Origin of the sequence: Pantoea sp. JKS000250, assembly GCF_003201065.1 — a bacterium.
GTDB classification, from domain to species: domain Bacteria; phylum Pseudomonadota; class Gammaproteobacteria; order Enterobacterales; family Enterobacteriaceae; genus Pantoea; species Pantoea vagans.
In genome coordinates, this window is the sequence record NZ_QICZ01000003.1 from 19,879 (window position 1) to 46,786 (window position 26,908).

At 55.8% G+C, this 26,908-nt stretch carries 23 protein-coding genes; 11 read left to right on the plus strand and 12 right to left on the minus strand.

Annotated elements, in window-relative coordinates; translation table 11 throughout:
• The first annotated feature begins 13 nt into the window (after positions 1-13).
• The 5 genes from alsS (at position 14) to BY447_RS22440 (ending at position 6,801) form a co-directional block, all read left to right on the plus strand.
• Complete coding sequence (gene alsS, locus BY447_RS22420) at positions 14-1,693, plus strand: acetolactate synthase AlsS (RefSeq protein WP_033785226.1); 1,680 nt, start codon at positions 14-16, stop codon at positions 1,691-1,693.
• A 20-nt stretch (positions 1,694-1,713) separates the two neighbouring features.
• A complete protein-coding gene (locus BY447_RS22425; protein ID WP_033734994.1) occupies positions 1,714-2,487 on the plus strand; it encodes a (S)-acetoin forming diacetyl reductase in 774 nt (257 codons plus the stop codon).
• Between the two features lie 205 nt (positions 2,488-2,692).
• Positions 2,693-4,144, plus strand: coding sequence for a flagellin (locus tag BY447_RS22430; protein WP_110332312.1), 1,452 nt, complete (start codon positions 2,693-2,695; stop codon positions 4,142-4,144).
• A gap of 338 nt (positions 4,145-4,482) precedes the next feature.
• The gene (locus BY447_RS22435) at positions 4,483-5,796 is read left to right on the plus strand and encodes a CitMHS family transporter (protein ID WP_033785223.1); all 1,314 of its coding nucleotides are present in this window, start codon (positions 4,483-4,485) and stop codon (positions 5,794-5,796) included.
• A gap of 165 nt (positions 5,797-5,961) precedes the next feature.
• A complete protein-coding gene (locus tag BY447_RS22440) occupies positions 5,962-6,801 on the plus strand; it encodes an MBL fold metallo-hydrolase (RefSeq protein WP_110332313.1) in 840 nt (279 codons plus the stop codon).
• A 49-nt stretch (positions 6,802-6,850) separates the two neighbouring features.
• On the opposite strand, the gene BY447_RS22445 is transcribed toward BY447_RS22440, so the two are convergent.
• Complete coding sequence (locus BY447_RS22445) at positions 6,851-7,165, minus strand: HigA family addiction module antitoxin (RefSeq protein ID WP_110332314.1); 315 nt, start codon at positions 7,163-7,165, stop codon at positions 6,851-6,853.
• A 178-nt stretch (positions 7,166-7,343) separates the two neighbouring features.
• Here BY447_RS22445 and yefM point away from each other — a divergent pair, with 178 nt between their 5' ends.
• A complete protein-coding gene (yefM, locus tag BY447_RS22455) occupies positions 7,344-7,595 on the plus strand; it encodes a YoeB-YefM toxin-antitoxin system antitoxin YefM (RefSeq protein WP_013356618.1) in 252 nt (83 codons plus the stop codon).
• Positions 7,596-7,754: 159 nt separating this feature from the next.
• On the opposite strand, the gene BY447_RS22460 is transcribed toward yefM, so the two are convergent.
• The 4 genes from BY447_RS22460 to BY447_RS22475 all read right to left on the minus strand — a co-directional run bounded on the left by BY447_RS22460 (position 7,755) and on the right by BY447_RS22475 (position 13,507).
• Positions 7,755-10,292, minus strand: coding sequence for an excinuclease ABC subunit UvrA (locus tag BY447_RS22460; protein ID WP_110332315.1), 2,538 nt, complete (start codon positions 10,290-10,292; stop codon positions 7,755-7,757).
• Between the two features lie 219 nt (positions 10,293-10,511).
• Positions 10,512-10,904: a helix-turn-helix domain-containing protein gene (locus BY447_RS22465; protein WP_110332316.1), complete on the minus strand. Its 393-nt coding sequence runs from the start codon at positions 10,902-10,904 to the stop codon at positions 10,512-10,514.
• Positions 10,905-11,194: 290 nt separating this feature from the next.
• On the minus strand, positions 11,195-12,661 hold the full coding sequence (locus BY447_RS22470) for a YsnF/AvaK domain-containing protein (protein WP_110332317.1): 1,467 nt from the start codon (positions 12,659-12,661) through the stop codon (positions 11,195-11,197).
• 276 nt (positions 12,662-12,937) lie between these two features.
• Complete coding sequence (locus BY447_RS22475; RefSeq protein ID WP_110332318.1) at positions 12,938-13,507, minus strand: pyridoxamine 5'-phosphate oxidase family protein; 570 nt, start codon at positions 13,505-13,507, stop codon at positions 12,938-12,940.
• Between the two features lie 241 nt (positions 13,508-13,748).
• Between BY447_RS22475 and BY447_RS22480 the strand changes: the two genes are divergently transcribed.
• Positions 13,749-14,333 (plus strand): GNAT family N-acetyltransferase, encoded by a 585-nt coding sequence (locus BY447_RS22480; protein ID WP_110332319.1) that lies wholly within the window; start codon positions 13,749-13,751, stop codon positions 14,331-14,333.
• Between the two features lie 45 nt (positions 14,334-14,378).
• Here BY447_RS22480 and BY447_RS22485 read toward each other — a convergent pair whose 3' ends face one another.
• From BY447_RS22485 to BY447_RS22500, 3 genes are all read right to left on the minus strand, one after another.
• Positions 14,379-16,508: a putative bifunctional diguanylate cyclase/phosphodiesterase gene (locus BY447_RS22485; RefSeq protein ID WP_110332320.1), complete on the minus strand. Its 2,130-nt coding sequence runs from the start codon at positions 16,506-16,508 to the stop codon at positions 14,379-14,381.
• A gap of 426 nt (positions 16,509-16,934) precedes the next feature.
• Positions 16,935-17,174 (minus strand): hypothetical protein, encoded by a 240-nt coding sequence (locus BY447_RS22495; protein ID WP_013356627.1) that lies wholly within the window; start codon positions 17,172-17,174, stop codon positions 16,935-16,937.
• A gap of 414 nt (positions 17,175-17,588) precedes the next feature.
• Positions 17,589-18,971, minus strand: a complete 1,383-nt coding sequence (locus tag BY447_RS22500; RefSeq protein WP_110332395.1) for a methyl-accepting chemotaxis protein — start codon at positions 18,969-18,971, stop codon at positions 17,589-17,591.
• A 347-nt stretch (positions 18,972-19,318) separates the two neighbouring features.
• Between BY447_RS22500 and BY447_RS22505 the strand changes: the two genes are divergently transcribed.
• Positions 19,319-21,100 (plus strand): EAL domain-containing protein, encoded by a 1,782-nt coding sequence (locus BY447_RS22505; RefSeq protein WP_110332322.1) that lies wholly within the window; start codon positions 19,319-19,321, stop codon positions 21,098-21,100.
• Between the two features lie 24 nt (positions 21,101-21,124).
• Here the strand turns inward: BY447_RS22505 and BY447_RS22510 are convergent, their stop codons facing one another.
• The 3 genes from BY447_RS22510 to BY447_RS23300 all read right to left on the minus strand — a co-directional run bounded on the left by BY447_RS22510 (position 21,125) and on the right by BY447_RS23300 (position 23,685).
• Positions 21,125-22,708 carry a diguanylate cyclase gene (locus tag BY447_RS22510; RefSeq protein ID WP_110332323.1) on the minus strand — a complete coding sequence of 528 codons (1,584 nt, stop codon included), beginning with the start codon at positions 22,706-22,708 and terminating at the stop codon, positions 21,125-21,127.
• A 397-nt stretch (positions 22,709-23,105) separates the two neighbouring features.
• Positions 23,106-23,279 carry a hypothetical protein gene (locus BY447_RS22520; protein WP_323859541.1) on the minus strand — a complete coding sequence of 58 codons (174 nt, stop codon included), beginning with the start codon at positions 23,277-23,279 and terminating at the stop codon, positions 23,106-23,108.
• Positions 23,280-23,535: 256 nt separating this feature from the next.
• On the minus strand, positions 23,536-23,685 hold the full coding sequence (locus tag BY447_RS23300) for a hypothetical protein (RefSeq protein ID WP_158280090.1): 150 nt from the start codon (positions 23,683-23,685) through the stop codon (positions 23,536-23,538).
• A gap of 102 nt (positions 23,686-23,787) precedes the next feature.
• On the opposite strand from BY447_RS23300, the gene BY447_RS22525 reads away from it, so the two are divergent.
• Entirely contained in the window at positions 23,788-24,699 is a 912-nt protein-coding gene (locus tag BY447_RS22525) for a GNAT family N-acetyltransferase (RefSeq protein WP_110332326.1), read from the plus strand.
• Position 24,700: 1 nt separating this feature from the next.
• Here BY447_RS22525 and BY447_RS22530 read toward each other — a convergent pair whose 3' ends face one another.
• On the minus strand, positions 24,701-24,946 hold the full coding sequence (locus BY447_RS22530; RefSeq protein ID WP_110332327.1) for a hypothetical protein: 246 nt from the start codon (positions 24,944-24,946) through the stop codon (positions 24,701-24,703).
• Positions 24,947-25,288: 342 nt separating this feature from the next.
• Here BY447_RS22530 and BY447_RS22535 point away from each other — a divergent pair, with 342 nt between their 5' ends.
• Both BY447_RS22535 and BY447_RS22540 read left to right on the plus strand, forming a co-directional pair.
• Positions 25,289-25,708: an SRPBCC family protein gene (locus BY447_RS22535; RefSeq protein ID WP_323859543.1), complete on the plus strand. Its 420-nt coding sequence runs from the start codon at positions 25,289-25,291 to the stop codon at positions 25,706-25,708.
• Positions 25,709-26,875, plus strand: a complete 1,167-nt coding sequence (locus tag BY447_RS22540; protein ID WP_110332328.1) for a zinc-dependent alcohol dehydrogenase — start codon at positions 25,709-25,711, stop codon at positions 26,873-26,875.
• Positions 26,876-26,908 lie beyond the last annotated feature (33 nt).

A 26,908-nucleotide genomic window follows, 5' to 3' on the forward strand; every position in this document is an offset into this window, starting at 1 on the left:
CAGAGGAAAGACGATGAAAACTCCAACCGATACCACACTCTGGACCTGCGGCGCTGACCTGGTGGTCGCACAGCTTGAGGCGCAGGGCGTGCAGCATGTTTTTGGCATCCCTGGCGCAAAGATCGACAAGGTTTTCGACTCGCTGCTGGATTCCTCCATTCAGACCATCCCGGTTCGTCATGAAGCCAACGCCGCCTTTATGGCCGCCGCAGTGGGCCGGCTGACCGGCAATGCCGGTGTGGCACTGGTTACGTCCGGGCCGGGCTGCTCCAACCTGATCACCGGCATGGCCACCGCCACCAGCGAAGGCGATCCGGTGGTCGCCATCGGCGGCCAGGTGAAACGCTCGGACAGCGCCAAGCAGGTTCACCAGAGCATGGATACGGTGTCCATGTTTCGCCCGGTCACCAAATATGCGGTTGAAGTGACCGATCCCTCTGCGCTCTCTGAATGCCTGTCGAATGCGTTTCGTCACGCCGAGCATGGCCGCGGCGGCGGCGCCTTTATCAGCCTGCCGCAGGATATTGTCGACCAGCCGGTGACCGGCAAGGCACTGAGCAGCAAGGGCCGTCCGGTGCTGGGTGCCGCGCCAGACGCGATGATTGACACGGTCAGCCAGGCGATTGCCGGGGCGAAAAATCCGGTCATCCTGTTGGGATTAATGGCGAGCCAGCCGGAAAACAGCGAAGCGATTCACGATCTGCTGAGCCGCAGTCATATTCCGGTCACCAGCACCTATCAGGCGGCGGGCGCGATCAGGCAGGATCACTTCTCACGCTTCGCCGGTCGCGTCGGACTGTTTAACAACCAGGCAGGTGACCGGCTGCTGCAACAGGCTGACCTGATCATCACCATCGGTTACAGTCCGGTAGAATATGAACCGGCGATGTGGAACAGCGGTAACGCCACCCTGATTCACATCGACGTGATTCCGGCAGAGACCGACAACCGCTACCTGCCGGACGCCGAGCTGGTGGGCGATATCGCTGCCACGGTGCGTAAACTGGCAGCACGCATTACCGCGCCGCTGCAGCTGACATCAGAAGCCGCCAGCATTCTTGAAGATCGTCAGCAGCAGCGCAAACTGCTGGCGATGCAGGGTGCCAGTCTCAATCAGTTTGCCCTGCATCCGCTGCGCATCGTGCGCGCTATGCAGGACATCATTAACAGCGACGTCAGCCTCACCGTTGATATGGGCAGCTTCCACATCTGGATTGCCCGTTATCTTTACAGCTTCCGTGCCCGCCAGATCATGATCTCCAACGGTCAGCAGACCATGGGCGTGGCGCTGCCGTGGGCGATTGGTGCCTGGCTGGTCGATCCGCAGCGCAAAGTGGTATCGGTTTCAGGGGATGGTGGCTTCCTGCAGTCCAGCATGGAGCTGGAAACGGCCGTCCGGTTAAAAGCCAATATCCTGCACATCGTCTGGGTCGATAACGCCTACAACATGGTGGCAATGCAGGAAGAGAAAAAATATCACCGCGTCTCTGGTGTCAATTTTGGCCCGGTCGATTTCAAAGCCTACGCCGAAGCGTTTGGCGCTGCGGGCTTTGCGGTGACCAGCGCGGCAGAACTGGAGCCGACGCTGCGTAAAGCGATGGATGTCCAGGGTCCTGCCGTGGTGGCTGTGCCGGTCGATTACGCCGACAACCCGCTGCTGATGGGTCAGCTGCATCTGAGTCAGCTTCTTTAATTTCACAAAAGGAAATCAGGATGAAAAACAGAGTGGCATTGGTAACCGGCGCAGGCCAGGGCATTGGTGAAGCGATCGCCCTGCGTCTGGCAAAAGATGGGCTGGCGGTGGCCGTCGCCGATTTCAATCAGGAGACCGCCCGCCAGGTCGCGGAGAAGATTAACCAGCAGGGCGGCAAAGCGATAGCCCTGAAAGTCGATGTCTCACAGCGCGATCAGGTGATGGATGCTGTTGAAGAGGCGCGTCGCACGCTGGGCGGTTTTGATGTCATCGTCAACAACGCCGGTATTGCACCCTCCACGCCGATTGCTGAGATCACCGAAGCGGTGGTCGACAAGGTCTATAACGTCAATGTCAAAGGGGTAATCTGGGGCATGCAGGCCGCAATTAAAGCGTTCGCTGCAGAAGGCCACGGCGGCAAAATCATTAACGCCTGTTCGCAGGCGGGTCACGTCGGCAATCCGGAGCTGGCGGTCTACAGCTCCAGTAAGTTTGCCGTGCGCGGCCTGACGCAGACCGCCGCGCGCGATCTGGCACCCGCCGGTATCACGGTCAACGCCTTCTGTCCGGGCATTGTCAGAACCCCGATGTGGGAAGAGATCGACCGGCAGATCTCTGAAGCCGCCGGAAAACCCGCCGGTTACGGCACCGAAGAGTTTGCAAAACGCATTACGCTCGGACGGCTTTCCGAGCCGGAAGATGTAGCCGCCTGCGTCGCTTACCTCGCCAGCCCCGACTCCGATTATATGACCGGTCAGTCTCTGTTGATTGACGGCGGCATGGTGTTTAACTGATCTGCTCTCGCCTGCTGCGTCTCTGCGCAGCAGGCTTTTCTCCAGACCGGATTGAACCGTTAATTTATTTTATCTGAAAAGCGGTTACCCATCAGCCGGTTGCCCTCCTGACCCCGTTTTTGCTCAGTTTTTGTCGCCGCAGAGATTAAAGCTGCTTATCACCCTGCCGATAAAACAGAGACTCCTCTCCCTGTTCGAAGCGACCATGTTAACGATCAACCATAACGAAACCGCCGCCATTACGAACAAATTGCGGTACGGTACTGACTCTGTTCTGGGACGAACGGTTGAACGGCTATCATCAGGGATGCGGATTAACAGTGCCAAAGACGATGCGGCAGGTCAGGCGATTGCCAACCGTATGACGGCCAATGTCAACGCCGACGCGGTAGTGGCACGCGGCCTTAATGATGCCATCAGCTATTCCCAGACCGCCAGTGGCGGCCTGGGCACCATCGTCGATCTGCTGATCCAGGCGCGCACGCTGTCAGTGCAGGCCGCTAACGGCACGCTGTCAGACGCGGATCGGCAGAGCGTCAACGGTGCATATCAGCAGATTCTGGCCGGCATCAACGAAGTTGCGGATCACACCGAGATCTTCGGGCGTTATCCGCTGGCAACGGATAATCCCGATCTGCCGCCTGCGAAACTGGGTAACGTTGACCCTATCAACGTTAAGTTCCCGGTGCCGGGCAAGAGTTACTCGTTTACCTCGGGTGTGATCCCGCTGGCCTATATCCCGGCAGGCTCAACGTCGATAAGCATTACCATCGACTCACTGGGTCAGGATGATGATCTCCAGTTGTTTACCCGCGACGGTAAACATCTGGCGGGAACTCCGCTGGACGGCAGTGCACCTGATTACACCTGGACCAGCAAAGGCATTACGGATGCAGCAACCGCAGATTCGCGCCTGCTGACCAGTAAAAACGGTTTTGCTACTGGCGCAGCTTATGACAGCTCTCAGCTGCTGGAAGGCGGTCCGAGCTGGGCGCTGGCGGGCAGTAACAGCAGCAGCTACAACGGGATGACCATCACCTACAGCGGTGACGGCGACCGCTATGAAGATGTCGCCAGCGGCGATTTCAACAACGGCACTAATACCGGCACCCGGCTGGAGCGCATCACGCTGGACACCGTCAGCGAAGATTTGATCGTGGTGGTGGTGGGCAACGGCTCCTTCACCGGTAGTCTGACCTGGGGAAACCTGCCGGAGCCCAAGGGCGTGCCTGCAACGCCGCCACATGAGAGTCGTCCTCTCGAAGTGATCACCAGCGCCGACTATGGTCAGCCGATACAGTCGGATAGCATCCCCGCTACGCCGTCAGATACTAAAACGCTGGGACTGAACAACACCACCCTGCTGACCAGTGGTGACATCTCCACCACCATGAAGGCGCTGGATAAGGCGCTGGAGAAGATCAGCGGCTATCAGTCGCGCTATGGCGCTAAGATAAATCGTTACGAGTCAAACCGTAATGTGCTGTCACAACAGGGTGTGGATACCTCTACGGCTCGCAGCCGCATTCAGGATGCAGACTATGCTGAAGAAGCGAGTCAGCTGGCGCGCAGCCAGATTATTCAGCAGGGCCAGACTGCCGTCAGCAAAATGGCGAACAAAACACCTGAAATGATCATCCAGCTATTAGGCAGCTAATACCTTATCCGGCTGAGCATCCTGACTCAGCCGTTTATCCTGTTTCCTCACCATCTGAACCGCCTGATTCCGCACCCTGCTGGCCCGACATTCGCGATTACACCTCGTCACCCTTTGATCCCAGTCACACAAACTCGTTTAAGATTCGTTTAAAGATGATCGCGATCACCCTTCCTTGTTAAAGAAATGCTAAATCCCGACAACTATTTACTATCATCCTGCAGTGCAGGGTTAAATAAAACAACAGGTTAATCGTTACCACGCTAACTAATTACCTGAATTTTCCTGGCTTCATGTAACTTTTTCATTACTTTTACGCCAATGTGAGGGCTGCTATTTTGCTGACGATACTGGGTTTTTCCATGGTTGTTTGCTTCATGTATCTGATCATGACCAAACGCATGTCAGCCTTAATTGCGCTGATCCTGATACCAACTATATTTGCGCTGATTGGCGGATTTTATGCCGGACTGGGTGCCATGATGCTGGATGGCGTCAAAAAGCTGGCGCCGACCGGTGTGATGCTGACCTTCTCCATTCTCTATTTTGGTCTGATGATCGATGCCGGGCTGTTTGACCCACTGGTACGCTTTATTCTGCGGCTGGTGCGCGGCGATCCCCTGAAAGTGCTGGTCGGCACCGCGGTGCTGACGCTGCTGGTTTCGCTGGATGGTGACAGCTCTACCACTTACATGATCGCTATCGCCGCGTTTCTGCCGCTCTATCACAGGCTGGGCATGAACGTGCTGATGATGACCTGTCTGGTCAACCTCGCCAGCGGCATCATGAACCTTTCTCCCTGGGGTGGACCGACGGCGCGTGCCGCCGCGGCACTGCGCATTGATGCGCTCGACATCTTTATTCCGATGCTGCCCGCGATGCTGCTCGCCTGCGTCAGCCTGGTCGCGATGGCGGTGCTGTTTGGCCTGCGTGAGCGTAAACGGTTAGGCGTGATGACCATGAAAGATCACCATCTCGACAATATCGAGCTGGGTCTGGGCGATGCCGAAGAGTGCGCTGCCAACCGCCGTCCGAAGATGTTCTGGCCTAACTTTATCCTGACCACCGTGCTGCTGGTGCTGCTGGTAATTGGTTTAATGCCGATTCAGATCCTGTTTATGCTGGCGTTTGCCATTGCGGTGATGCTCAACTATCCCACGCTGGAGGAGCAGAAAGCGCGTATCAGCTCGCATGCCGGTAACGTGCTGGCGGTGACCGCGCTGATTTTTGCCGCCGGTATTTTCACCGGTATTCTCTCTGGCACCGGCATGGTGGATGCCATGGCGAAGAGTCTGCTGGCCGTGATCCCAACCAGCTTCGGACCTTACCTGGCGGTGTTTACCGCGCTGGTCAGCCTGCCGTTCACCTTCTTTATGTCGAATGATGCCTTCTACTTCGGCATCCTGCCGGTTATCGCGCAGACGGCGGCCAGTTATGGCATTACCGCCGAAGAGATTGCCCGTGCTTCCATTGTCGGTCAGCCGTTCCACCTGCTGAGCCCGCTGGTGCCGTCGGTCTACCTGCTGGTGGGCCTGGCGAAAGTCGATATCGGTGACCACCAGCGTTTTGCCATCAAGTGGGGCATTCTGGTCAGTCTGGTATTGATGGCAGGCGGTTTGCTGACCGGTGCTTTCCCGCTGTTCCACAGTTAATTCTCTGCTTTCTGGCGGATAACCGGCTTTTTTTGCCCGGTTATCCGCTTCACCGCTCCGCCTGTTGTTGCAACCCGCTCTACACTCTATAGCCAGGCTGATGTGCTGCGCGCCAGACAGGCCGTAGTCTCTCAGAGATTTTGCCGATGACCCTATGGAGGCCCTATGAAAATTCACCACCTTAACTGTGGTTGTATGTGCCCGCTGGGCGGCGCGTTCTATGATGGATTCAGTAAAGGCCTGAAAGCGCACCTGGTCTGTCACTGCCTGCTGATTGAGACAGATCGCGACGGGCTGGTGCTGGTCGATACTGGCTTTGGGCGGCAGGATATCCATACGCCCGGCAGTCGCCTCTCGGGCTTTTTCCGCGCCTTAAACAATATTCAGCGGCGTGACGATCTCACCGCCTTGTCACAGGTGAAGGCACTGGGCTTTCGGGCTGACGATGTGCGGCATATTATTCTGACCCATCTTGATTTTGATCATGCTGGCGGACTGACCGATTTTCCGCAGGCGCGCATCCATCTGTTGCAGCAGGAGGTCGATACTGCCCACCAGCGTCATAGCTGGCTGTCGCGCGAGCGCTATCGTCCCGGACAATGGGGCGGGATCGGCAACTGGGAAACCTATCAGCCGCAGGGGGAAACATGGTTTGGTTTTGAGGCGGTAAATCGCCTGCGGGATTTACCACCGGAGATTTTGCTGGTGCCGCTGGCGGGCCATACGCCGGGTCACGCGGGCATTGCGATTCAGCAACCCGATGGCTGGCTGCTGCACGGCGGCGACGCCTGGTTTTACCGCGGCGAAATGCGACAGCCGACGCGCCACTGCACGCCGGGACTGCGCTTTTACCAGTGGATGATGGGCATGGATAATGTGGCCAGACGGCACAACCAGCAGCGACTGCGCGAGCTCTCCTGCCAGCGCGGCGGCGAAATCACCTTTTTCTGCAGTCACGATGCGCGCGAGTTGGATGCGTTGCAGGTAAATGCGCCGCTGCGCTGATGGGATAAACTCCGTAATGGTGATGAGGACAGCCACCTAAGAGCGAGGATTAAGCCGTCCCGTCGCGCCTCAGGGACGTCACGAGCCCCGGATGCAGAGGCACGCCGGAAACGTCTGTCGTTTCTCGTGCCTTGTGCAGATAGCATGCAGCCTGCATGGATAACCAGAGCCGCGCCGCAATACCCAGGCCTGCTTCCAGACATACAGCCATTTCCGGGCTGACGGAAGCTTTTCCGCCTGCCACTTTGCTCAGCGATGCCGCCGAAACGCCCAGCTGTTTAGCCAGACTGCGCAAACTGATGTCATTATCTTCCAGATATTCCGCTATCAGGCTGCCTGGGTGTGGCGGTTTAAACATTACCATCAATGATAACCCCCGAGGTTGAGAATGAATGCGTCGACGTCCGTGAATCCGAATGTGATGTGCCAGTTTGCTCTGACCGGAACTGAATAGACGTTCTTTCTTTCCCCGTGCCTGGGTAAAAGCGAAAGCCCGGCTTTTCATTGTACAATGGTTTGTTTTATTCACTGCGGAGGTCTTTATGAAAGCCATCATTTTCGGCGAAGCCCGACGGAATCTTTCTGCCACGATGATTCAGACGGCAGAAGATAAAGCGCCAGTAATGATCATTCGCCGGAACGGTGAGTCCTGCGTGCTGATGTCGACTGAAGAATATAACTCACTGGAAGAGACGGACTGGCTACTGCGATCGCCCAGGAATGCCCGCAGATTGATGGATGCTATCGAAAGCCTGCGAAGCGGTGACGGGACTGACAGGAATGTGATTGCGTAAAACTGTCCAGGTCCGCAGAAGCCCGGCGGGTCTGTGCCGTCAGTGGGGATGCTCTGTCAATCGCCTTATGCCGCTATCATTATTGACGGGCTCAGGAGTTTACCCCTGAGCCCTTATCTTGCGCCTGTTTCAGCGGCGTCGTCATCCACCGCAATCCTGTTACGCCGGATCGCCCGCCCTCTTTTTAAGCTGTGCGGAAAGCCATGGCGCAGTCAGACTCTCTGCGGATGTGCTGACCGCTTCCGGCGTACCGGACGAGACAATCTTTCCGCCCTTCAGCCCCGAACCGGGCCCCAGATCAATCACCCAGTCCGCCTCTGCCACAATACGCATTGTGTGTTCCGCCATCACGACGGTGTGGCCGCGCGTTACCAGTTCATTCAGCACAATCAGCAGTTTGTCCATGTCGGATGGGTGCAACCCGGTTGACGGTTCATCAAGAAGATAGAGCGTGGCTGTGCGCTGGACGCGTTGCAGCTCCCAGGCGAGCTTGATGCGCTGACACTCACCGCCAGAGAGCTCCGTGGCGGGCTGACCCAGCGTCAGGTATCCCAGCCCCAGAGATCGCAGTGCCGACAGGGAACGCTGGATCCCGTCGTACCCGTCAAACACCCTGGTGGCATCGTCTACGGTAAGATCAAGCACATCCGCTATGGTCAGGTCGTTCCACTTCACCTCTAGCGTTTCGGGGTTGTAGCGGCTTCCCGCACAGACCGAGCAGGTTGCGGTGGCGCTGGGCATAAAGAGAAGCTCAATCGAAATCTGTCCCTGACCCTCGCACGCAGGACAGCGACCCGCGGGCAGATTGAAGGAAAACCGGCTGGCGCTGAAACCTCGGGCTTTCGCCTCGGGGGTCTCTGCAAACAGCCGGCGGACGATATCGAAAAAGCCGGTATAGGTGGCCAGATTGGAGCGTGGCGTCCGCCCGATAGGGCGCTGATCGATTCTGACCAGACGGCCAATGGCGTCATTTCCGCTGAGAACCTGACCTTTAACGTCCGGCACCAGGTCCTCTTCTTCACCCTCTTCACTGTCAGATGTTTTGTCAAAACGTCCGAGCATTTCCGGAAGAACGCGATTCAGCAGCGTCGATTTGCCTGAGCCGGAAACGCCGGTAACCGCCGTCATTCTCGCCAGTGGGATGGCGATATCCACGCCGATAATATTGTTGCAATGGACCTGCTCAAGCCTGAGCCAGCTCTCCGCGGGCTGGCGCTGGCGCAGCCCGGTATAGCTGCGGGAAAAGAGATAGCCTGAGGTCGGTGAGGCACTGACGTCTTTAAGGCCTGCCGGTTCACCGTTATAAACGATCTCACCACCATGCGTTCCCGGACCGGGACCGACTTCGATGAGCCAGTCCGCCTCGGCGATGAGATCAATATTATGTTCAACGACCACCAGCGAGTTACCTGCACGCACAAGATTCCTGAGGGATGCGAGCAGCGCTTTGACATCCTCTGGATGCAAACCAGCAGAAGGCTCATCCAGCACGTAAAGCACGCCAAACAGCCGCGATATCAGCTGGGTGGCCAGACGTACGCGCTGCAACTCGCCGGATGAGAGCAGCGTGGTGCGGCGTCCCGGAGCCAGATGCCCAAGTCCCAGCGTCTCAAGCTGTTCAAGCCGCATGCAGATATCTGACGCCATCCGGATGACGGCCTCCCGCAGTGCCGCCTCGGCAGGCAGATCTGATGATGAACCGTCTGCATAAGGCCTCAGCCGTTCAGCAAGTTCAGAAACCGACAACTCACTCAGACTGGCAATGTCATAACCGGCAAAGGTCACGGACAGCGCGTTCCGGTTTAACCTTTTGCCGTGACACGCTGAACAGGGCGTGACCGTGACAAAGCGCGCCAGCCGTTTTTTCGTCGTCTCGCTGCCATTGGAATAGCTCTGTAATACGATTTTTGCTGCGCTGGTGTAGGTACCGGTATAAGCGGGCTCTTCGCCAGCCGCCAGGGCTTTTTCACGCTGTTCAGCGTTCAGACCCATAAAAATCGGCACTGATGGCTGCTCGTCAGTCAGCAGTATCCACTGCTGGTCGCGGGCTGAAAGCGTATCCCAGGGGGCATCGACATCGTAGCCGAGCGTCTCAAGGATGCTGCGCAGATTTTTGTTATGCCAGCCCCGCGGCCATGAAGCTATGGCGCCCTGCCGGATGCTCAGTGACCTGTCCGGCACCATCGCCTCGGTTCTGACGGTATGAACCCGTCCCAGCCCCTGGCAATGCGGACAGGCACCTTCAGGATTGTTAGGCGAGAAATAATCGGCGGTCATAAACGGCACACCGTCAGGCCTTGTACCCGCACGGGAGAACAACAGGCGCAGCGTGACGGAAATTCGGGTCAGGCTGCCTACCGTTGAACGCTCCTGCGCGCCAGCCCGGCTCTGCTGAAGCGCCACCGCAGGCGGGAGTCCGTCAATATTATCCACATCCGGCGCAGCGGCCTGATCGATCAGGCGACGGGCATGGGGTGAAACCGACTCGATAAACCGGCGCTGGGCTTCTGCATAAAGCGTATCAAAGGCGAGTGAGGATTTTCCGGAGCCTGAAACCCCCGTGAACACCACCATGGCATTACGGGGAAACCGCAGCGATACATCTTTGAGATTATGTGTTCTTGCACCCTGTACCGAGACATAAGGATCAATGTGCTCATCAGCGCGATAAGTATGGGCGTTATCTTGTTCTGTCATGATGTCCCTGTTTGATGATGCACGGCAGACTAACGATCATCTGCCGTTAATGACTGAAAATTGCAGAGGCTGACCCGGCTTTCGGGCTATCTGGCCCATTACGGGACAGAAACACCAGCAAGGGTAGTCAGGGATTTTAGTCTGCACAACGCGGGGTCGGCTGATTCAGGGATGTGCAAAGAACAGCACATAAAAAAGCCCACACAGGGCGGGCTTTAGTTACCGGACGCTTATCCTTTCGGATTGAGCTGCGCCCAAGAGTGACGCGAGCGGAATATTGAACATTTTATGCAGGTTCCGGATCATAGGCAGCGTCAGCGCACGCTTATGATTCAGTACCTTATAGACGCGGTTCGGGCGTCCAATTGCCGGCACCAGGTCTTTCGCTGTCAGCCCCATCTGTTCCATGCGGAATTTAATTGCCTCCACCGGATCAGGTGCCTCAATCGGATAATGTTCCTGTTCATATTTTTCAATAAGCAGGATCATAACTTCCAGAAAGTCACCAACTTCACTTCCCGGTTCTGGCTGATTGTCGAACAGGGGAGATACGGCGGCCAGAGCGGCTTCATAATCTGCTTCACTGTGAATCGGTTTGATTTTATAAGTCATCACATTTCCACCCTATTTGCATTTACCCTGTCGTACGTCGTTTTATCTCAAGATGATGGCTATGTCATTGCGTGCTTGCAGAAACAAAGCCCATGAGCATAAGAATGGCGTCCATGTGTTCAGATCCATTTATGAACGTTACGCTGGCAGGTCGGCACAGATAAGTGCCATTCCGGGCGAAAAAAACTGAAAGGCGATCCCGCGCCGCAGATTTCATTCAAAACGTGCTCTGCACGCAAAAAAACCCGTCAGCGACGGGTTTTTTCAGGCCTGAAAGATGAACGTCAGCGTTATGGCTTTTTAAACTTGTCTTCGACCTTATCTTTTGCTTCAGCAATTTTATCCCCGGCTTTTTCCACGAAACCCTCTTTATGGGCGGGTTCGCTGCCTGGCGTTACCGGACGGCTGTCGTGGTCAGCGCGCGCCTGACGCGTGCTTTCCAGCAGCGGATCGGTCGCGGCAGGATTCCCGGTCACCGGATCTGCATTGAGATGGTCGGCACGAGCATGATCAATATCCACTTCCTGACGACGCACCGAGTCATTGATGGTCTCGACCCGATCGCTGGCCTCTTTGCGCAGCACCACTTCTTCGATGATCTGCGCAGTCTTATTGACGACCGGCTGCTCATGCGTCTCTTCCACTTCAACCGTTTTCTCGGACCAGTCAACCTGGTCCGGTGAGCCCGTTTCGTTCACCGGACGACGGAATATTTCCGCATGCTGCTCATGCAGAGAGACGTTTTCAGACACCCGATCCGTAACAGTGTAGCGGCGCACGCGGGTTGATCCTTCGCTGACCAGTCGTTTACCTACTTCCAGTCGCTCTTCGGCCAGACGCAGCACATCCTCGTCACTCTCATCACCGGTCAGAGCTGTACGCGCCGCGCCGCGATGGACAGGATCGGTATGGAGCGGATCGATGGCACCGTTTTCCTGAAGCGTGCCGCTGGCAGGCGCTGTCAGGCCATCATCGGGCGCATAGTCATCAGGCAACGCGGCACTGCGTTCAGTCAGCTCTTCATGTGCATCCAGAATGCCCAGTGCGCGCGGCAACTCATCCTCATCGGCCCGCAGCGACAGCACCACACCGCCGGTACGCATCGCATCCTCATAGACTTCGGCCTGATCCTCTTCCAGCGTGTTGCCAAACAGGCGCTGCCAGAATCCCGGATGACGGGCTTCATGACCTTCAGTACGCAGCCGTTCACCGGAGATGATATCAATGTCATCATCCAGGAACCCGGCCTTAATCAGGTTACGCTTTGCACCTTCTGCCAGTGAGATATTGCTGAACATTGTTACGATTGTTTCACGCGCCATGTTGTGTTCCTCGGTGATGGATTCGGACGGCTCTGAACAGGGTATTCGGGTCAGATGAGCCTGCTGCCGGCGCAGAGAGACAATCTGCTCTGTCTCCACCTCGCTGACGACTTTGCGAATGTGCCACTCCTCTTTCAGCACCAGATGACGGACGATCTCGACCTCCTCTTCGACAATCGGAATAATCAGGACGCCATTTTCTTCACGAATCGCCGGCATCTCAGTCAGCCGCTCCGATTTAGGAATACGTTGAATATCCGCCGTCTGCTGCCGGAGCATCAGCGCAATTTTCTGCTGATGTTCAGTGACCTGGCGGGTAACCCTGACATGACCGTCGATGACCCGCTGTTTCGAGACCTCAACGGTTTCCTCCGCCAGACTTAAGACCTGTTCGCTACCCTCTGACCCTGGTTTTTCAGGAGGTTGATTGTTCATAGTTAACCTGCCTGTGAAACAGAGCGATCATTGGTACTTTCCCTGACCTTGAGCATAAGTGACTGCTTTTCGGTTAGTTAAAGCCTGGCACAAACAATGATAAAGGAAAGAAAAAAGCAGAAATATGCCGCGATGTGAAGATAACGTGGCGCTAAAATCGGATAAGCGATGCGGCAGATAAATAGAGGATCACAGGGTGAATAACAGTGAAATCTCAGCTTTCAGATGAGCGAAAGAGACGGGATCGGGCAGTGAGCACGCCTGACGTGCCTCACCTCAGGGATTGATCCATCCGCTTTCCTGCCGTTCGCCATGGGCGGAATAGTGAAACAGCGCACGCTGATTCTCATTGCGCTGAAGCTGATACGCATCCAGCATGCTGACCTGCACAATCACCACGCCAAAACGTGATTCGCCCGTTTCTGCTGTCGACGCGTCCGGTAGCTCATGAGCGGGGGCCAGCGCTTCTCCCGGCGGCCCGCCTATGTAAGTCTGGCGCGTGTGCTGCGGTAACGTGCGCCAGGCGTCACGGGCAACTGCACTTCCCGCGGCATAACATTCAGCCTGTCCCACCAGCCGTAGCTGCAGGTGACGCTCATGGCAATATCCCAGCACGGTAACCTGGGGGTTCGCTGCCATCTCCAGCCACTTCGGACTACGCACATCGGTATGAAAGGTCAGCATCCGGCGAACGTCATGGCACTCGCGCAGGACCACCGTGCGCGCCTGAGGCCGTTGTGCAGCATCCACGGTAGCGAGCGTCAGATAACGAAATCCGGCCTGCGGATCGGCGACAGCCTCTGCCAGTGCTGCCCAGCTGGCTGTTTCAAAGCTTTTCAGATCCATTGGAAATTACTCTCATCAGGGACAATGTCAGCCATCTGGCTAAAAGCGTAGCAATGATGTGAGCAGATGGCCTGTCCGCTCTGCTCTGGCAGGAAAATATGACCCGCGACTCGCCGGGCAATACCGCGGAAGAGTAAGACAGCCGCGGGATTGCGGAACGCCTCGCAAAGTCGCGCCAGTCAGCCGCTCTGTGCTATTTTTGCGCCATCACCTTACCGTCTTGTCCGCAGGGAATTGCACTATGTCTGATGAAAAGCCCGCTGAAGTCCGGCCAGAAATGCGCGTTAAAGTGACCTCGCCGCGCCTGACCTATCGGCCACTGAGCCAGGAAGACTGGCCTTTTTATCTTGCGGTCAGTCAGGACAGATCGGTGATGAAGTACATCAGCGATCCGCGCAGCGCTGAAGAGATCCGAACCCTGTCATTCGACGTGCGCCTGCCAGCCCGGTACAAAGGCTGCACACACTGGCTGTGCCTGGTCATTGAGGAAAAAGCGACGGGTCTTCCGGCTGGCTTCTGCGGGTTTATTGATCGCGGAGAGGGCATTGCGGAATTTGGTTTTATTCTGGCTGCCCACGCGCAGGGCAAAGGCTACGGCAGCGAGTCGCTGCATGCCACTATCGCCATCTGCTTTGAGCAACAGGGTTACCGCAAAATGACCGCAACGGTGACGGCAGGCAATGTCGCCTCGCGACGTACGCTGATCTCCGCGGGCTTTATTCAGGAAGGCACTCTGCGGCAGAATTTCTTCCTCGATGGCCAGTGGCACGATGACTGGATTTTCGGATTGCTGAAACAGGATTACCGACCCGGAAAGCCAGACTGACAGGCGTCGATTGTCCCCTCTCTTCTGCTGTCAGGGTCAGAATGTTCAGGGGGATGTGACATCGTAACCGCTGGCAACAGCGGGCACAGAATGCTCCTCGCCGTACAGCATCGCTTCAAAGTCCGCCGGTGTCAGTGGCCGGCACAGGCCATTACCCTGCATAATGTGACATCCGGCCGACGTGACAAAGGCAATCTGCTCTTTGTCTTCAACCCCTTCAGCAGCCACCCGAATACCCAGACTTTTGCCGAGTGCGGTGATAGATCGGAACATCATTCGCACCCGCATGCTGGAGTTCAGCTCGTGCGTCAGCGACTTGTCGATTTTGAAACCTGCCACAAAGCTGTGGCGCAGCAAATTAATGGCCCCCAGCGTGCGTCCATAATGATCAATGATAAATGAGGCACCGGTCCGGCGCACCGCTTCAACCTGAACCGGCATATCCTGCACCAGCACAGCCAGCAGAGGCTCATCCACTTCCAGCTCAACAAAACCCGCATCGCCGCCGGCACTCTCACTTATAACGGTTTCCAGGCTGTTCCCTGTCAGCTGACGCGGAAACAGATTGATGCTGACACGAAGCTCAGGCGATCGCACCTGCCACTGCCGGACCTGTGCCAGAGCACTGCGGATAATCCATTCCCCCAGCGTTACGGAAAGCGGGCTTTTAACCAGCATGCTGATGAAGTCGGCAGGCAACAGCAATCCGCGTGTCGGGTGCTGCCAGCGTACTAGCGTCTCGCAGCCAGCCAGTTTTCCGCTTTCCACGTCGAAGCGGGGCTGATAGTAAAGTGTGAACTGCTGCTGCCGCACCGCCGTTTCCAGTTCGCGTTCAAAACGGCGGCGCTGCTGCTCCGCTTCACGAAACGCAGGCTTAAACAGGATACTGCAGCCTTTGCCTGAGGCTTTGGCACGATAAAGTGCCAGATCAGCAGCGGACATCACCGCTGAGGGATCGCGACCGTGTTCCGGGTAGGAAGCGATGCCGGTACTGGCACCGACCACAACCGGCGAGTCGTGGTAGCGGAACGGCGTCTGTACGGCCACAATCAGTTTTTCCGCCGTAATCGCTGCCTCTGCGCTGCCGCCCGCCAGCAGGATCACAAATTCATCACCGCCCAGCCGCGCAGCCGTCACGGCACCGGCACACACTGCACGAATCTGCTCGGCCACGTGACACAGCAGCGCATCGCCAGCTGCATGTCCCAGCGTATCGTTCACCTCTTTAAAACCATCGAGATCGGTCATCAGTAACGTATAGGGAACACCCGCTTTGGTCAGCTGCCCCACCTGATCCATGAACGCGCTACGGCTGGCGAGTCGTGTCAGCATATCCAGAGAAGCCAGCTCACAGAGCCGCGCCTCACTTTCATAGCGGGCTGTAACGTCGCGGATGATCATGCCCACCAGCCGCTCGCCCTCTTCACGCCAGCCCGAAAATGAGACTTCTGCCGGGAATTCACGGCCGTCACGCGTGACGCCCCATATCTGCAACGAACGAGGATGAGAGATAGCTGCTTCGTCTGAGGTAATCCGGGCCAGCTCGTTACGGTAGTCAGTCTGGCAGCGCGCCGGGATCAGCTCGCTGACATACTGACCTCTCATCTCCTCTGCGCTGTAGCCGAAGAGAGCAGTGGCTGCCGGATTCCAGAAGGTGATGCCGCGCCGCAGGTCGGTACAGACAATGGCGTCGGGTGAGGTGGATGAGATTGCCTGAAGACGCTGCTGACTGGTGTAGCGCAGTAACTCCAGACGATGCATCTCCATGCGATCCATCACCAGCGCAGCAATATCGGTCAGATGCGTCCGATCCTCTGCAGTCAGCGGCTCGCGCGGATGACTGTCGGTCAGGCAGACGGTGCCAATGTGATGACCATCCGGCGTCGAGAGCGGGATCCCGGCATAAAAGCGGATAAAGGGGTAGCCATGAACCAGCGGACTATCGCGGAAGCGGGGATCTTTCAGCGTATCGGGCACACACAGGATATCGCCCTGCGCTAGCGTATGGTGGCAGAAGGCGACGTTGCGCGACGTACCGGAAATGTTCAGACCGTAACGGGAAGCGAAAAACTGTCGCTTCTCATCGATTAGCGATACAAAAGCCACCGGTACGCGGAACAGTCGCGCAGCAAGCGTGGTAAGGCGATCCAGCGCATCGGTCGGCGGTGAATCCATCAGATGATACTGCTTAAGTGCATCAAGGCGAGCCGCCTCGGCATCATGATAAACTGGGCGTTTCAGCGTAAATCCCCTCTGATGTTATCTGCTGTGGCCGGCATGACGCAGCATGAAGAGGACACGTTCAATCAGACAGGACGCGCAGAACTGGCTGCCGACCCGCTACCGGAAGAAAGGCCCGTCAGTGAACTCTGCAACAAAAACCAGCTGCAACGAGTCCGATAATACCGGCATCGCAGACAGCGGGATGCCGGTTAATACGTTATGCCGGGCAGTGCGGTCGTGACGGTTCGGCGGTTAATAGCGGACCGTGCCAGGACAATCCTGCCAGAGCAGATAAGATGCGCGAATTAATGCGCTTCGCTTAGCTCTTTATATCGGCCTGAAATACGTTAACTTCAGGGGAAAAAGCGGCAGAACGCCTTACTTTTTAAGCTTTGGAACCAGTTCGTAGTGCGGATGCTCTCCCGCCAGCAGCATCAGCAGTTCATATTCTCCCTGGCTGAGCAGCGCAGGGTTTTTGGATGCTTCTTTAGTCTGCCAGACGCGCTGGCTAAGGTCGAAACGTTCGGCTGCAATCTCCTGCGAAAGACCCGCCGCAAGGCGCAGCTCACGCACGTTATGCTGGACGGCAACAGGCCGCTGTAAAATCTGATTTCCCATATGAAACGCTCCGCATACGGTGCCCCGGTGAGATGGTCAGGCAACCGAATCCGCCTGCATCCAATACATAAATTTGAGTTAAGTTTTAAATGCGCAGCGATCCGTAATCGTCAGGAAAGCGTAAAGCTCAGGTAAAACCACAGAGATTAACTGTAATTATATTTAATTCGTGAAACGGATAATTATTGCACCGCTGAGAATAACCCTCGCCCTTCTGAATAGTGATTATGATCAGGTAATGATTAACATTCATCACCGCCTGAAAAAGATGACTTTTTTCATTCAGAAATAAAAGAGCGCAATTATTAACCGTTATTTTACTTTACAGAGCCGTTATCTGCAGATGAATAAAATAGCCGGTCAGGCTATGCCTGACCGGAATCCACGGCCGCGTGTGTTTAATCGATGCAAATGTCAGTTCACTATCCCGACAACCTGCGGTGGCAGGGTGAAGCGGGTAATAACGCTGCCCAGCATTTCAGTCTGTCCGCTAAGGCTGCCTGCCGTTGCCGAAACCTGCTGGACCAGCGTCGCGTTCTGCTGCGTAACGCGGTCAAGTTCAGCCACCGCCACGGTGACCTGGGCAATCCCTTTGCTCTGCTCATCCGAGGCCAGCGCAATCTGTCCAATCAGCTCATTGACGCCGCCGACACCGCGCAGTACGGCTTCCATAGTCGTTCCGGCACTCTCTGCCGCCCGCCGGCCATCATCCACGCGTGCCACGGTATCGGCTATCAGCTCTTCGATCTCTCTGGAGGCCGCAGCACTTCGCTGGGCCAGTGAACGTACCTCACTGGCAACCACCGCGAAACCGCGGCCCTGCTCGCCCGCACGCGCGGCTTCTACAGCGGCGTTGAGCGCCAGAATATTGGTCTGAAATGCGATGCCATTGATGGTGGCGGTGAACTGCTGGATTTTCTCTGATCCCTGCGCGATGCTGGTGATGGCTGCCGACACCCGCTGAACCAGCTCCACGCCCTGATGGGTTGTATTCGTGGTGCTGGCGGCCAGTTCACGCGCTTCTCGGGCATTCTGTGCATTATGACGCACGGTAACCGTGATCTCTTCCATGCTGGCGGCGGTCTGCTCCAGCGCAGCGGCCTGAGTGGAGGTCCGGTCAGAGAGATCGGCATTACCCGCTGCGATGTCGCCAGCCTCACGATGAAGAATGGCTGCGTTGTCGTGAATAGCGCTAACCGTCTGCAACAGACTGTGCTGCATCTCTTTAACCAGCGGCACCAGCTGCCCGACGCAGTTGCGACCCAGATCTTCCGGCTCGCGCGTCAGGTCACCTCCGGCAATAATTTTTAAATGCCCGCGGATTTTACCCACCGGACGCACCAGATGGACGACCAGATAGCGGTCGCAAAACAGCAGCAACGCGAAGGCTGCCAGCAGTGCCGCCAGCAGTATGCGCTCGAGCTGACGCCGGTCGGCGTTAAGAACGGCCTGATTTTGCGCCAGCTGCTGCGTCACGCTATCCAGCTTCGCACGGGTAACCGTTGCATACTCTGAGGGTGAGGTCGTAAGTGCTGCGCGAAAGCTATCCCAGTCAGCACTGGCCGGGGTTAAGGCGACCAGGGCGTTTTTGTCTGCGGCTGTTCCAGCCTGCATAACAAGAGCGCTGTGCGTAAGAAAACTCAGTTGCTGCGTCAGAACTGCTGAGCGATCGGTCTGACGATAAATATCCCGCACAATCTGACTGCTGTAGCCACCTGCCAGCGCGACCACGCCCAGTGAGACGATCATTATCCACAGCACAACGCGGCGAATAGTGAAATGCCTGAGTGAGTTCATGAGGTTTTCCCCGATGTTGTCATTGGTGTAGTTAAAATCAAACAAAAATAAGTTATGTCATCTACTTTAATGCGTTATTATATAGTGCACTATGTTTGTGCTTACTATCCTGGCAGGGTATTCCAGAAATTAAAAGTTTTTAACGACAAAATAACAGAATCGTCATTCATAAAATATTTCGTTAAAGAAAAAGGATTTGCTATTCTGATCAGGACTGGCAGGCAATGTAATAAAAAATAAATCGTCATGGCTCTTTCTTTTTACAGAAATAGACTGTAGTCATGACGCTATAACCTTCAATTTTTCTGTTTAGTTTCGCTCCGTAACCAGCCGGCGCGGAGGAATCCATGCTTATGAGCCTTAGCGGCGGCGACGATTGCCGTACGCGAACCCTGCACGCGCTGCGCAGTAACGACGAGAGTCGTGACGATGTGTTGCGACAGTTCGTCCGGCTGGCCAGCCAGGCCATTGGCATTCCCGGCAGCTTTATCTCCGTTCTGGATGATGAGATGCAGCACGTCAAAGCGGCGCACAATTTCACACTGACTCAATCCACGCGACAGGACTCGCTCTGCCGGCACGCCGTGGACAGTGACAGTACAGTAGTGGTGCCCGATACTCTGCTGGATAGCCGTTTTGCTGCCCATAAGCTGATTACAGGCGCGCCTTTTATCCGTTTCTATGCTGGCGTGCCGCTTAAAAGCAGTACCGGTCTGATTCTCGGTACACTCTGCGTGACCGACACGGCACCTCATCGCTTCAGTGACGATCAGGTGGCGATGCTGAAAATGCTGGCCGCGCTGGTGATGTCTTTTCTTGACGCCTGGTACTCGGCTGGCTTTGCCGACCCGGTAACCGGCCTGCCCAATCGTCAGCGTCTGATCCGCGACCTGCAGTTCCTTGCCGCCTCCGGCGACACCACGCCACGGCGGCTGGTGCTGATTGACTGTATTGATATGCCGCGTGCTTACGAGCTGGCGCGCTCAATGGGCATGGGGCCGGTTGAAAGTCTGCTGAAGGATATGGCAACACTGCTGCCGCTGCGTCTGCGCCCAGCCCCGGGAGAAATGCTTTACACCGTAGCAACCGGACGCTTTGCCCTGCTGACACGGCAGGAGAGCAGACTCACTGCCAGCTGGGTGGCCAATAAGCTGGCCGGGATCAGCGCCGATCTGGGTGATGGGCTATCGGTTGCGCTGATGACCCACACCGGTGAGGCAAGTTTCAACACGGGTGAGATGCCTGCCCAGGAGATTCTGCGGCGTGCAGTCAGCGCGTTGCACGAAGCCATTACCCGCAACGTTGCCTCAATGCCGTTCAGTGAAGCCACTGATACGCACCATACCCAGGATTTCACCCTGATGCATGACCTGGCCACTGCTATACGCCAGGATAAAGGGTTATGGCTCGCCTGGCAGCCGAAAATCTGCCTTCACAGCGGTAAGCCGATAGGACTGGAAGCGCTGATCCGCTGGCAGCATCCGCAGCGCGGCGAGCTTTCACCTGCGCAGTTTTTGCCCGTTGCCGGGCAAACCCAACTGCTTACAGAGCTGACCGCCTGGGTCACAGAGCACGCCATCGCCCGTTTGTCCCGTCTTCGCGACAGCTATATTCAGCTGCCCATCACCATTAACGTCAGCAGCAGCGATTTTTCCCGTGACGGTTTTGCTGACGAACTGGAAGAACAGATGCTAAGAGCGAAGCTGCCGGTTTCACTGCTGGGCATTGAGTGTCTGGAAACAGAACGGATTCTGGAAAGCCCCACCGCGATGCAGGGGCTTGAGATGCTGAAGCTACGGGGATTTGGTATTTCACTGGATGACTTCGGGACCGGCTACAGTAACATCAGTTATCTGCGGCGCATGCCGCTGGATGTGATCAAGCTGGACCGCTCACTGATCAGTGAAATTTCGTCTGACACCGCATCGCGCGTCATTGCCCGCAGTATCATTGCAATGCTCAAAGACCTTGATTACATGGTGCTGGCCGAAGGCGTGGAGAATGCGGAAACCGTTACGGCGCTGACCGAGTTCGGCTGCGACCAGGCTCAGGGATTTTTCTACTCCAGGCCGCTGCCGGAAGCAGCGCTGGATGAGTGGCTCGGCTGGCGATTACGCAGTAAGTGCTGATTCTGTCTTCCCTGCCCCGCAATCTTATCTGGCAGACTCAGGCGTACTGAATCCGTCCTGCCCGGAAATGATAACCGTATTGCGTCCGGCCGCTTTCGCTTCGTAAAGCGCTTCATCCGCCCGGCGCAACAGCGCCTCACGATCGCGACTCTGGTCATCACGTGAAGCCACGCCTGCTGATATGGTCATCGTCCCGACGAACGGGAAGGTGGTAGCGCAGACGGTCTCGCGGATGCGTTCCGCGGTGCGGGCTGCATTGGCCAGCGTCGTGTCCGGCAGCAGCAGTATAAACTCCTCGCCACCAAACCGGCTGACGATATCGCCGGTTCGGCAGGCCTGACGCAGCAACGCCGCCAGGCTCACCAGGACCGCATCGCCCGCGTCATGCCCATACCAGTCATTGATCTTCTTGAAATGGTCAATATCAATCGCGATGACACACTGTTCATGCTCACTGTCTGCCTGCGCCGCCAGCGCCGAAAATCCGCGACGGTTGCAGAGCCCGGTCAGCGGATCGGTCATTGCTTCATCGTTAAGCGCAGCCAGATGGCCTGCCACGGCATGGCGATGCGCCTGCACCGCTTCTTTGAGCCGGTCAGCCTCGTAATACCAGGTTTTGACAGTGGCGAGTGACTCCGCCTGTGCTTCGCTGCCGCCATCCCGCACTCTGTCCGCCAGCTTTTCCAGTGGCGAAGCGATCCGTCCAGCCATAAAAGCAATCACGCCAGCCGTTACGAGAATAATGCCCAGAACGAACCAGATGGCGCTTTCTGCCGTGCGCAGCAGAATATGCCTGACCGTTTCAGAGGTGCCGGTAATAAACACATTCCAGCCGGTTTTATGCAGCGTGCCATAGCCGGTCAGAAAGTTTTGCCCCCCATTTTCCAGGGTAAAATATCCACTTTCCGTAGTGGACAGACGCTTCTGCAGCGCCAGGCTCAGCAGCATCTTCGTTCCGACGAGCGCCGGATCATGACTGAAAATAATCAGCCCCTCATTGCTGACCACGCTGACCGTCGAGCCTTTGGTATAAAAATGCTGGCTAAGGATCTCACTCAGCATGCTCTGTTTTTTAAGATAAATGGTGCCGCCGATATAGCCCAGATAGCCCCCTTCTTCGCTGAACAGCGGCTGAGATAAAAACACCACATAGTTTCCGGCGGCAGAGGTAAAGGGCGCTGAGATAAAGGGCTTACGGGTGGCAATAGCCTGCAGACTGGCTGCTGAGTGAAGTTTCATGCCTGTCAGATTCAGGCTATCCGGTGAGGTTGCCGCAATAATGGCATCGTGGTTAACCACCACCACCGAGTTGAAAAAGCCTGACTGCATGCGCAGACGATCGGCCTCTGCTTTTAGCTGTTTCAGATCGCTAAGGCCCTTGATCTGCGATGCACTCCAGGCCAGTTCCCGTTGTGCTGTTGTCAGGTAACGATCAGTGGTATCGGCCAGTTTGCGGGCATAGGCAATGTTTCCTTCAAGCAGGCTGTCTTCTATATTAGCCTTCTGAAACAGTAGCAGCGCACTCAGCAGCAGACCCGAGGTCAGAATGACGCCCCCAATGGAAAGCAGAGTCAGCAGCGAACGAAGGCGCATTTTTTCATGGAACATTGCAGTCGGGATCCGAATGAAGTATCACCTCAGTGTAACAGTTGATGCTTAACGTCAAGGGAAGAACAGAAGAGGATTTACAGTGGATCACGCTGCATTGCCGGGCGCAGGACAAATCCGTACGGGCTTGCATAAGGCTTTGTTGAGCATTTCTCAGGCACGGATAAACAGCAGCCGAAAATAATTAAGCAGTAATAATGAAACGGATTAAGCCGCGACCGGCTCAGGTGAGACGCCTTATTATTACTAAGCGCCAGCATGAGGTGCTGCAGGCACGAAAAATAACGGGGCAGAATCTGCCCCGTTTATCATCATGAATGAAATTCCCGTAAAAAAGCTAAATGAAATCTGCGTTGTGAATACGCAGTCAGGCACAGGATTACTCATTACGGTCGGATTAACGCCAGAACGACTTAATATAAGAACGGCTGCTGAGTCTTTTAATAAACTGATGCGGGCAGGTAAAGCGACACCCTTCCCACTCCAGATTAAGCCACTGAAATTCATCATTTTTAATTTTATCCAGCAGGATCATCGCCTGCATGGGCGTCTGGAAAGCATAAGCCTTCATAACGCCCTCTTTGGTACATAAATCAATATGGACCATGTGCCCCCCCGGAGTTAAAAAGATCGTATATTTTATAATTATTGAACAGCCTGTTTAGCATAATCCATTTACCGTCCGCCGATTATCTGATTCCGTAATATTTACGTAAAAAACAAATACTTTATTTTTCATTTAATTTTCGGGCAACTTAGCTCTATTGTATCAATTAATTTGACCATGTTTGCGTAACGTGCCAAAAGCCGGGGAAATGCTCTTTTTTTTAATCAGCAAGCCGGCGGAAATAATAAGCGCGCAGGAGGATGACGTTTATCTGACTGCATTTGAGGCATGAGACCGCGCGCGCGGCAGGACCGGCACCTTCATGAAACGCCAAAAAATTCGTGCTGACCGATGCGATGGTGATGGTCATAAAGCGAACGCATCGTTTACACTCTCAGCAGCCTTATCGGCACGGTTATATCGTGTACGCAGAGAGGCAGGAGATTACTGACGGCGGGCAATAAGGAATCTTATGCTGAATTATATGGTATCGCTCTACCGTACTGTGCCTGTCTCATCTGAATGTCTCAGCGACTGGCTTACCCGCTGGCTGGCGCAGCAGCAGGCCCGGTGCCACGATCATCACTTCTCCGCCGCCTTTCCCTGGCGTGAAACCAGCCTGCCCCAGCACACGTTTTTGCAGCGCGAACTGACGATTAACGGCCAGCGTTTTCTCACCGGCCCGCGCTATCTGGGGGGCGACCCCGCTCAGCCTTTTATTGAGATCGTGGCCCGTGATGGCGCACTGGATTACGCAGCCGCAGCCGCCATCATGCGTGAGTGGCAAACGATCAGGCCGCTGAAGATGCGTATTCTGCTGCCGGCCACGGATCCTGATATTGGTATAACCGATCAGCTGATTTACCTCAGCATTCCAGGCTTACACTCCGCGTCTCACGACGATGAGATTTCGCTGATTACGGCCTGCCGGAAAGATTATTCCCTCTGTAGCTCCGCCATTAACCGCGCTTATCGTGCCAGCTGGCACACGCTGCCGCATCTGCGGGATCAGCTGATGGCCACCAGCAGGCAGGAATTACGGGACGATATTGCCGGGGGGCATGTGTTTCTGATCCTCTGGCAGGGCATGGTGGCGGGGCTGATGATTTGTGTGCCGCGCCGACTGGCCTTTATTGAAGGATTTCAGATTATGGATGAGGTGATTCTGCCGGCGTATCAGGGCCGTGGACTCGCTGCACGCGCTCAGCAGCGTTTGCTGCAGCAGCTTCACCATTACTGCGGTCATGATGCGATGCTGACCGGCACCATTCTGCCCGGCAATACGCCGTCTCTGCGAAGCGCGCAAAATGCCGGACGGCGCTGTGTGCTGAAATATCACTTTTTTACCCCCGCTGATTTACGGGCGGAGCGCCGGGCCATTTAAATCACCACAGCGCCAGCTCAATCAATTTATCCTGAATGCTGTAAACGCGCTGCTTCAGGTTCAGACCCTCTGCTGCGCTAATCCACTTTGCTTCAACCGCATGATTAATTTTTTCCAGTGCGATTCTGGTGCTGCTTTTCAGACCGTTGTACCAGTTGGCATCCGCACGATTTGCCGCCTGTTTTTCCAGGGTTCCGACGAGTTCCGCGACATTTTCACCACTGGCTGACGTTTCAGTTACAGACATATCTGCCTCTTTTTGGTGCTAAAAATGATGAAACCGGCGGCACGTATTATACCGATTATCCGACAGGCATGACGCCTTACTGTGCGCATAACCCGGCATGCATCGCAGAAGCTTTATAGCCTTGCTGAGATGACCTGCAGGGCGCGGCTTCGCTCGCAAAATTCCGCCTGCTGTTCATCACTCAAAATCAGTGATTTTGTGCCACGGAGAGAACTGTCGGAGGACGTTTTGACGACAACATCTCTGACTACCGCCAGTGACAATACCCTCACACTACGGCGCTGGATTACCGTGGGGCTGCCCGCTACCGAGCTTTTTAACCTGTGACTTGAGCCCGATACCCTGCCCCGCATTATGAGCCACTTTGCCAGCGTGACGCCGGTCAATAAAAGCGATGCACACTGGCAGATTGAGGGCCCGCTGGGTAAGCACTACCGCTGGGATACCCGCATTGTCGAAGCACAACCAGGCGAAGTTATTGCCTGGCGCTCGCTTGAGGATGCAGACATTCCTAACGAAGGTGCACTGCGCCTTCGCCCGGCGCCGGGGGAATGGGGCACCGAGCTGGCTCTGACTCTGCAGTTCACGCCGCCGGGTGGCGCACTGGGAAAAAAGGTAACGACGTTATTTGATCTGCTGCCAAAAGAGGTGGCCAGCAAAGCGTTATATCGCTTTAAAAGCCTGGCTGAAACCGGTGAAATTCCTGGCCTGAACGGGCAGCCTGCGGGTCGTCATGCCGGACGTCAGGATAAGGAGAAATAAATGCGCGCACTCTGCTGGAATGGCGTCAACGATTTAAGTGTTGAAACCGTAGCCGACCCCGGTCTGCTCAATCCTCATGATGCCATTATTCGCGTCAGGCTCACCACCACCTGCGGCTCCGATCTGCACGTCATTGACGGCCTGATCCCGAGTATGCGTGAAGGCGATATTCTGGGTCATGAATTCATGGGTGAGGTAGTTGAAGTTGGCCGTGCGATAAAAAATATCCGGCGTGGCGATCGGGTCGTAGTGCCCTCTTTCATCTCCTGTGGTTCCTGCTGGTATTGCCAGCATCAGTTGCCCTCCTGCTGTGACAATACGCATCCGCAGTGGGAGAAAGGTGAAACAGTGCTCGGTCATGCCACGGGCGGCATTTACGCTTACAGCCACGCGTTTGGCGGTTATGCAGGCTCACACGCAGAGTATGTTCGTGTGCCCTTTGCCGACAATGATTGCTTCGTCGTGCCCGAAGGCGTAACCGATGAGCAGGCGCTGTTCCTCTCTGATGCGACGCCGACCGGTTATATGGGTGCCGACTTCTGTAATATTCATCCCGGTGACACCGTGGTGGTCTGGGGTTGTGGCGGTGTCGGACTGATGGCACAGCAAAGCGCCTGGCTGATGGGCGCGCATCAGGTCATCGGTATCGATCGCTATCCTGAACGGCTGGCCATGGCACGCGACTTCGCAGGCAGCATAACGCTGGATTACACCGAGGTGGACGTCAACGAAGCGCTGCTGGCGTTAACCGGCGGGCGCGGCCCGGACAGCTGTATTGATGCTGTCGGCATGGAAGCCCGCGGTGAAGGATTAAGTCAGGTCTATGACAAGACCAAACAGATGCTGCATCTGGAAACGGATGTCGGTGCAGCCTTGCGCCAGGCGTTATATGCCTGCCGTAAAGGCGGCAACATCGCGATTCTGAGGGTATATGGCGTGATGGATAAGTTCCCGCTGGGGCTGATGATTAATAAAAGCCTGACCATCCGTACCGCCCAGCAGCACGGGCAACGCTACATGCATCATCTGCTGGAGCATGTTGCCAGAAATGAGCTGAACCCGGCTTTTATGGCGACACATCGTCTTCCACTGGAAGAGGCCCCACGAGGCTATGAGATATTTAAACACAAAGAAGAGGGCTGCGTTCGCGCCGTGTTCGTGCCCTGAAAACACATAAACCGATTCGGGCGGCGCTGCCGC

Excerpts from the sequence above, each read along its gene's own strand:
- BY447_RS22500 (WP_110332395.1), bottom strand. The coding sequence starts at position 18,971 with ATGAACTCACTCAGGCATTTCACTATTCGCCGCGTTGTGCTGTGGATA.
- BY447_RS22465 (WP_110332316.1), bottom strand. The coding sequence starts at position 10,904 with ATGACTTATAAAATCAAACCGATTCACAGTGAAGCAGATTATGAAGCC.
- BY447_RS22470 (WP_110332317.1), bottom strand. The coding sequence starts at position 12,661 with ATGAACAATCAACCTCCTGAAAAACCAGGGTCAGAGGGTAGCGAACAG.
- BY447_RS23300 (WP_158280090.1), bottom strand. The coding sequence starts at position 23,685 with ATGACCATCACCATCGCATCGGTCAGCACGAATTTTTTGGCGTTTCAT.
- BY447_RS22445 (WP_110332314.1), bottom strand. The coding sequence starts at position 7,165 with ATGGTAATGTTTAAACCGCCACACCCAGGCAGCCTGATAGCGGAATAT.
- yefM (WP_013356618.1), top strand. The coding sequence starts at position 7,344 with ATGAAAGCCATCATTTTCGGCGAAGCCCGACGGAATCTTTCTGCCACG.
- BY447_RS22540 (WP_110332328.1), top strand. The coding sequence starts at position 25,709 with ATGCGCGCACTCTGCTGGAATGGCGTCAACGATTTAAGTGTTGAAACC.
- BY447_RS22460 (WP_110332315.1), bottom strand. The coding sequence starts at position 10,292 with ATGACAGAACAAGATAACGCCCATACTTATCGCGCTGATGAGCACATT.
- BY447_RS22520 (WP_323859541.1), bottom strand. The coding sequence starts at position 23,279 with ATGAAGGCTTATGCTTTCCAGACGCCCATGCAGGCGATGATCCTGCTG.
- BY447_RS22440 (WP_110332313.1), top strand. The coding sequence starts at position 5,962 with ATGAAAATTCACCACCTTAACTGTGGTTGTATGTGCCCGCTGGGCGGC.
- BY447_RS22475 (WP_110332318.1), bottom strand. The coding sequence starts at position 13,507 with ATGGATCTGAAAAGCTTTGAAACAGCCAGCTGGGCAGCACTGGCAGAG.
- BY447_RS22485 (WP_110332320.1), bottom strand. The coding sequence starts at position 16,508 with ATGGATTCACCGCCGACCGATGCGCTGGATCGCCTTACCACGCTTGCT.
- alsS (WP_033785226.1), top strand. The coding sequence starts at position 14 with ATGAAAACTCCAACCGATACCACACTCTGGACCTGCGGCGCTGACCTG.
- BY447_RS22425 (WP_033734994.1), top strand. The coding sequence starts at position 1,714 with ATGAAAAACAGAGTGGCATTGGTAACCGGCGCAGGCCAGGGCATTGGT.
- BY447_RS22495 (WP_013356627.1), bottom strand. The coding sequence starts at position 17,174 with ATGGGAAATCAGATTTTACAGCGGCCTGTTGCCGTCCAGCATAACGTG.
- BY447_RS22430 (WP_110332312.1), top strand. The coding sequence starts at position 2,693 with ATGTTAACGATCAACCATAACGAAACCGCCGCCATTACGAACAAATTG.
- BY447_RS22525 (WP_110332326.1), top strand. The coding sequence starts at position 23,788 with ATGCTGAATTATATGGTATCGCTCTACCGTACTGTGCCTGTCTCATCT.
- BY447_RS22530 (WP_110332327.1), bottom strand. The coding sequence starts at position 24,946 with ATGTCTGTAACTGAAACGTCAGCCAGTGGTGAAAATGTCGCGGAACTC.
- BY447_RS22505 (WP_110332322.1), top strand. The coding sequence starts at position 19,319 with ATGCTTATGAGCCTTAGCGGCGGCGACGATTGCCGTACGCGAACCCTG.
- BY447_RS22510 (WP_110332323.1), bottom strand. The coding sequence starts at position 22,708 with ATGTTCCATGAAAAAATGCGCCTTCGTTCGCTGCTGACTCTGCTTTCC.
- BY447_RS22480 (WP_110332319.1), top strand. The coding sequence starts at position 13,749 with ATGTCTGATGAAAAGCCCGCTGAAGTCCGGCCAGAAATGCGCGTTAAA.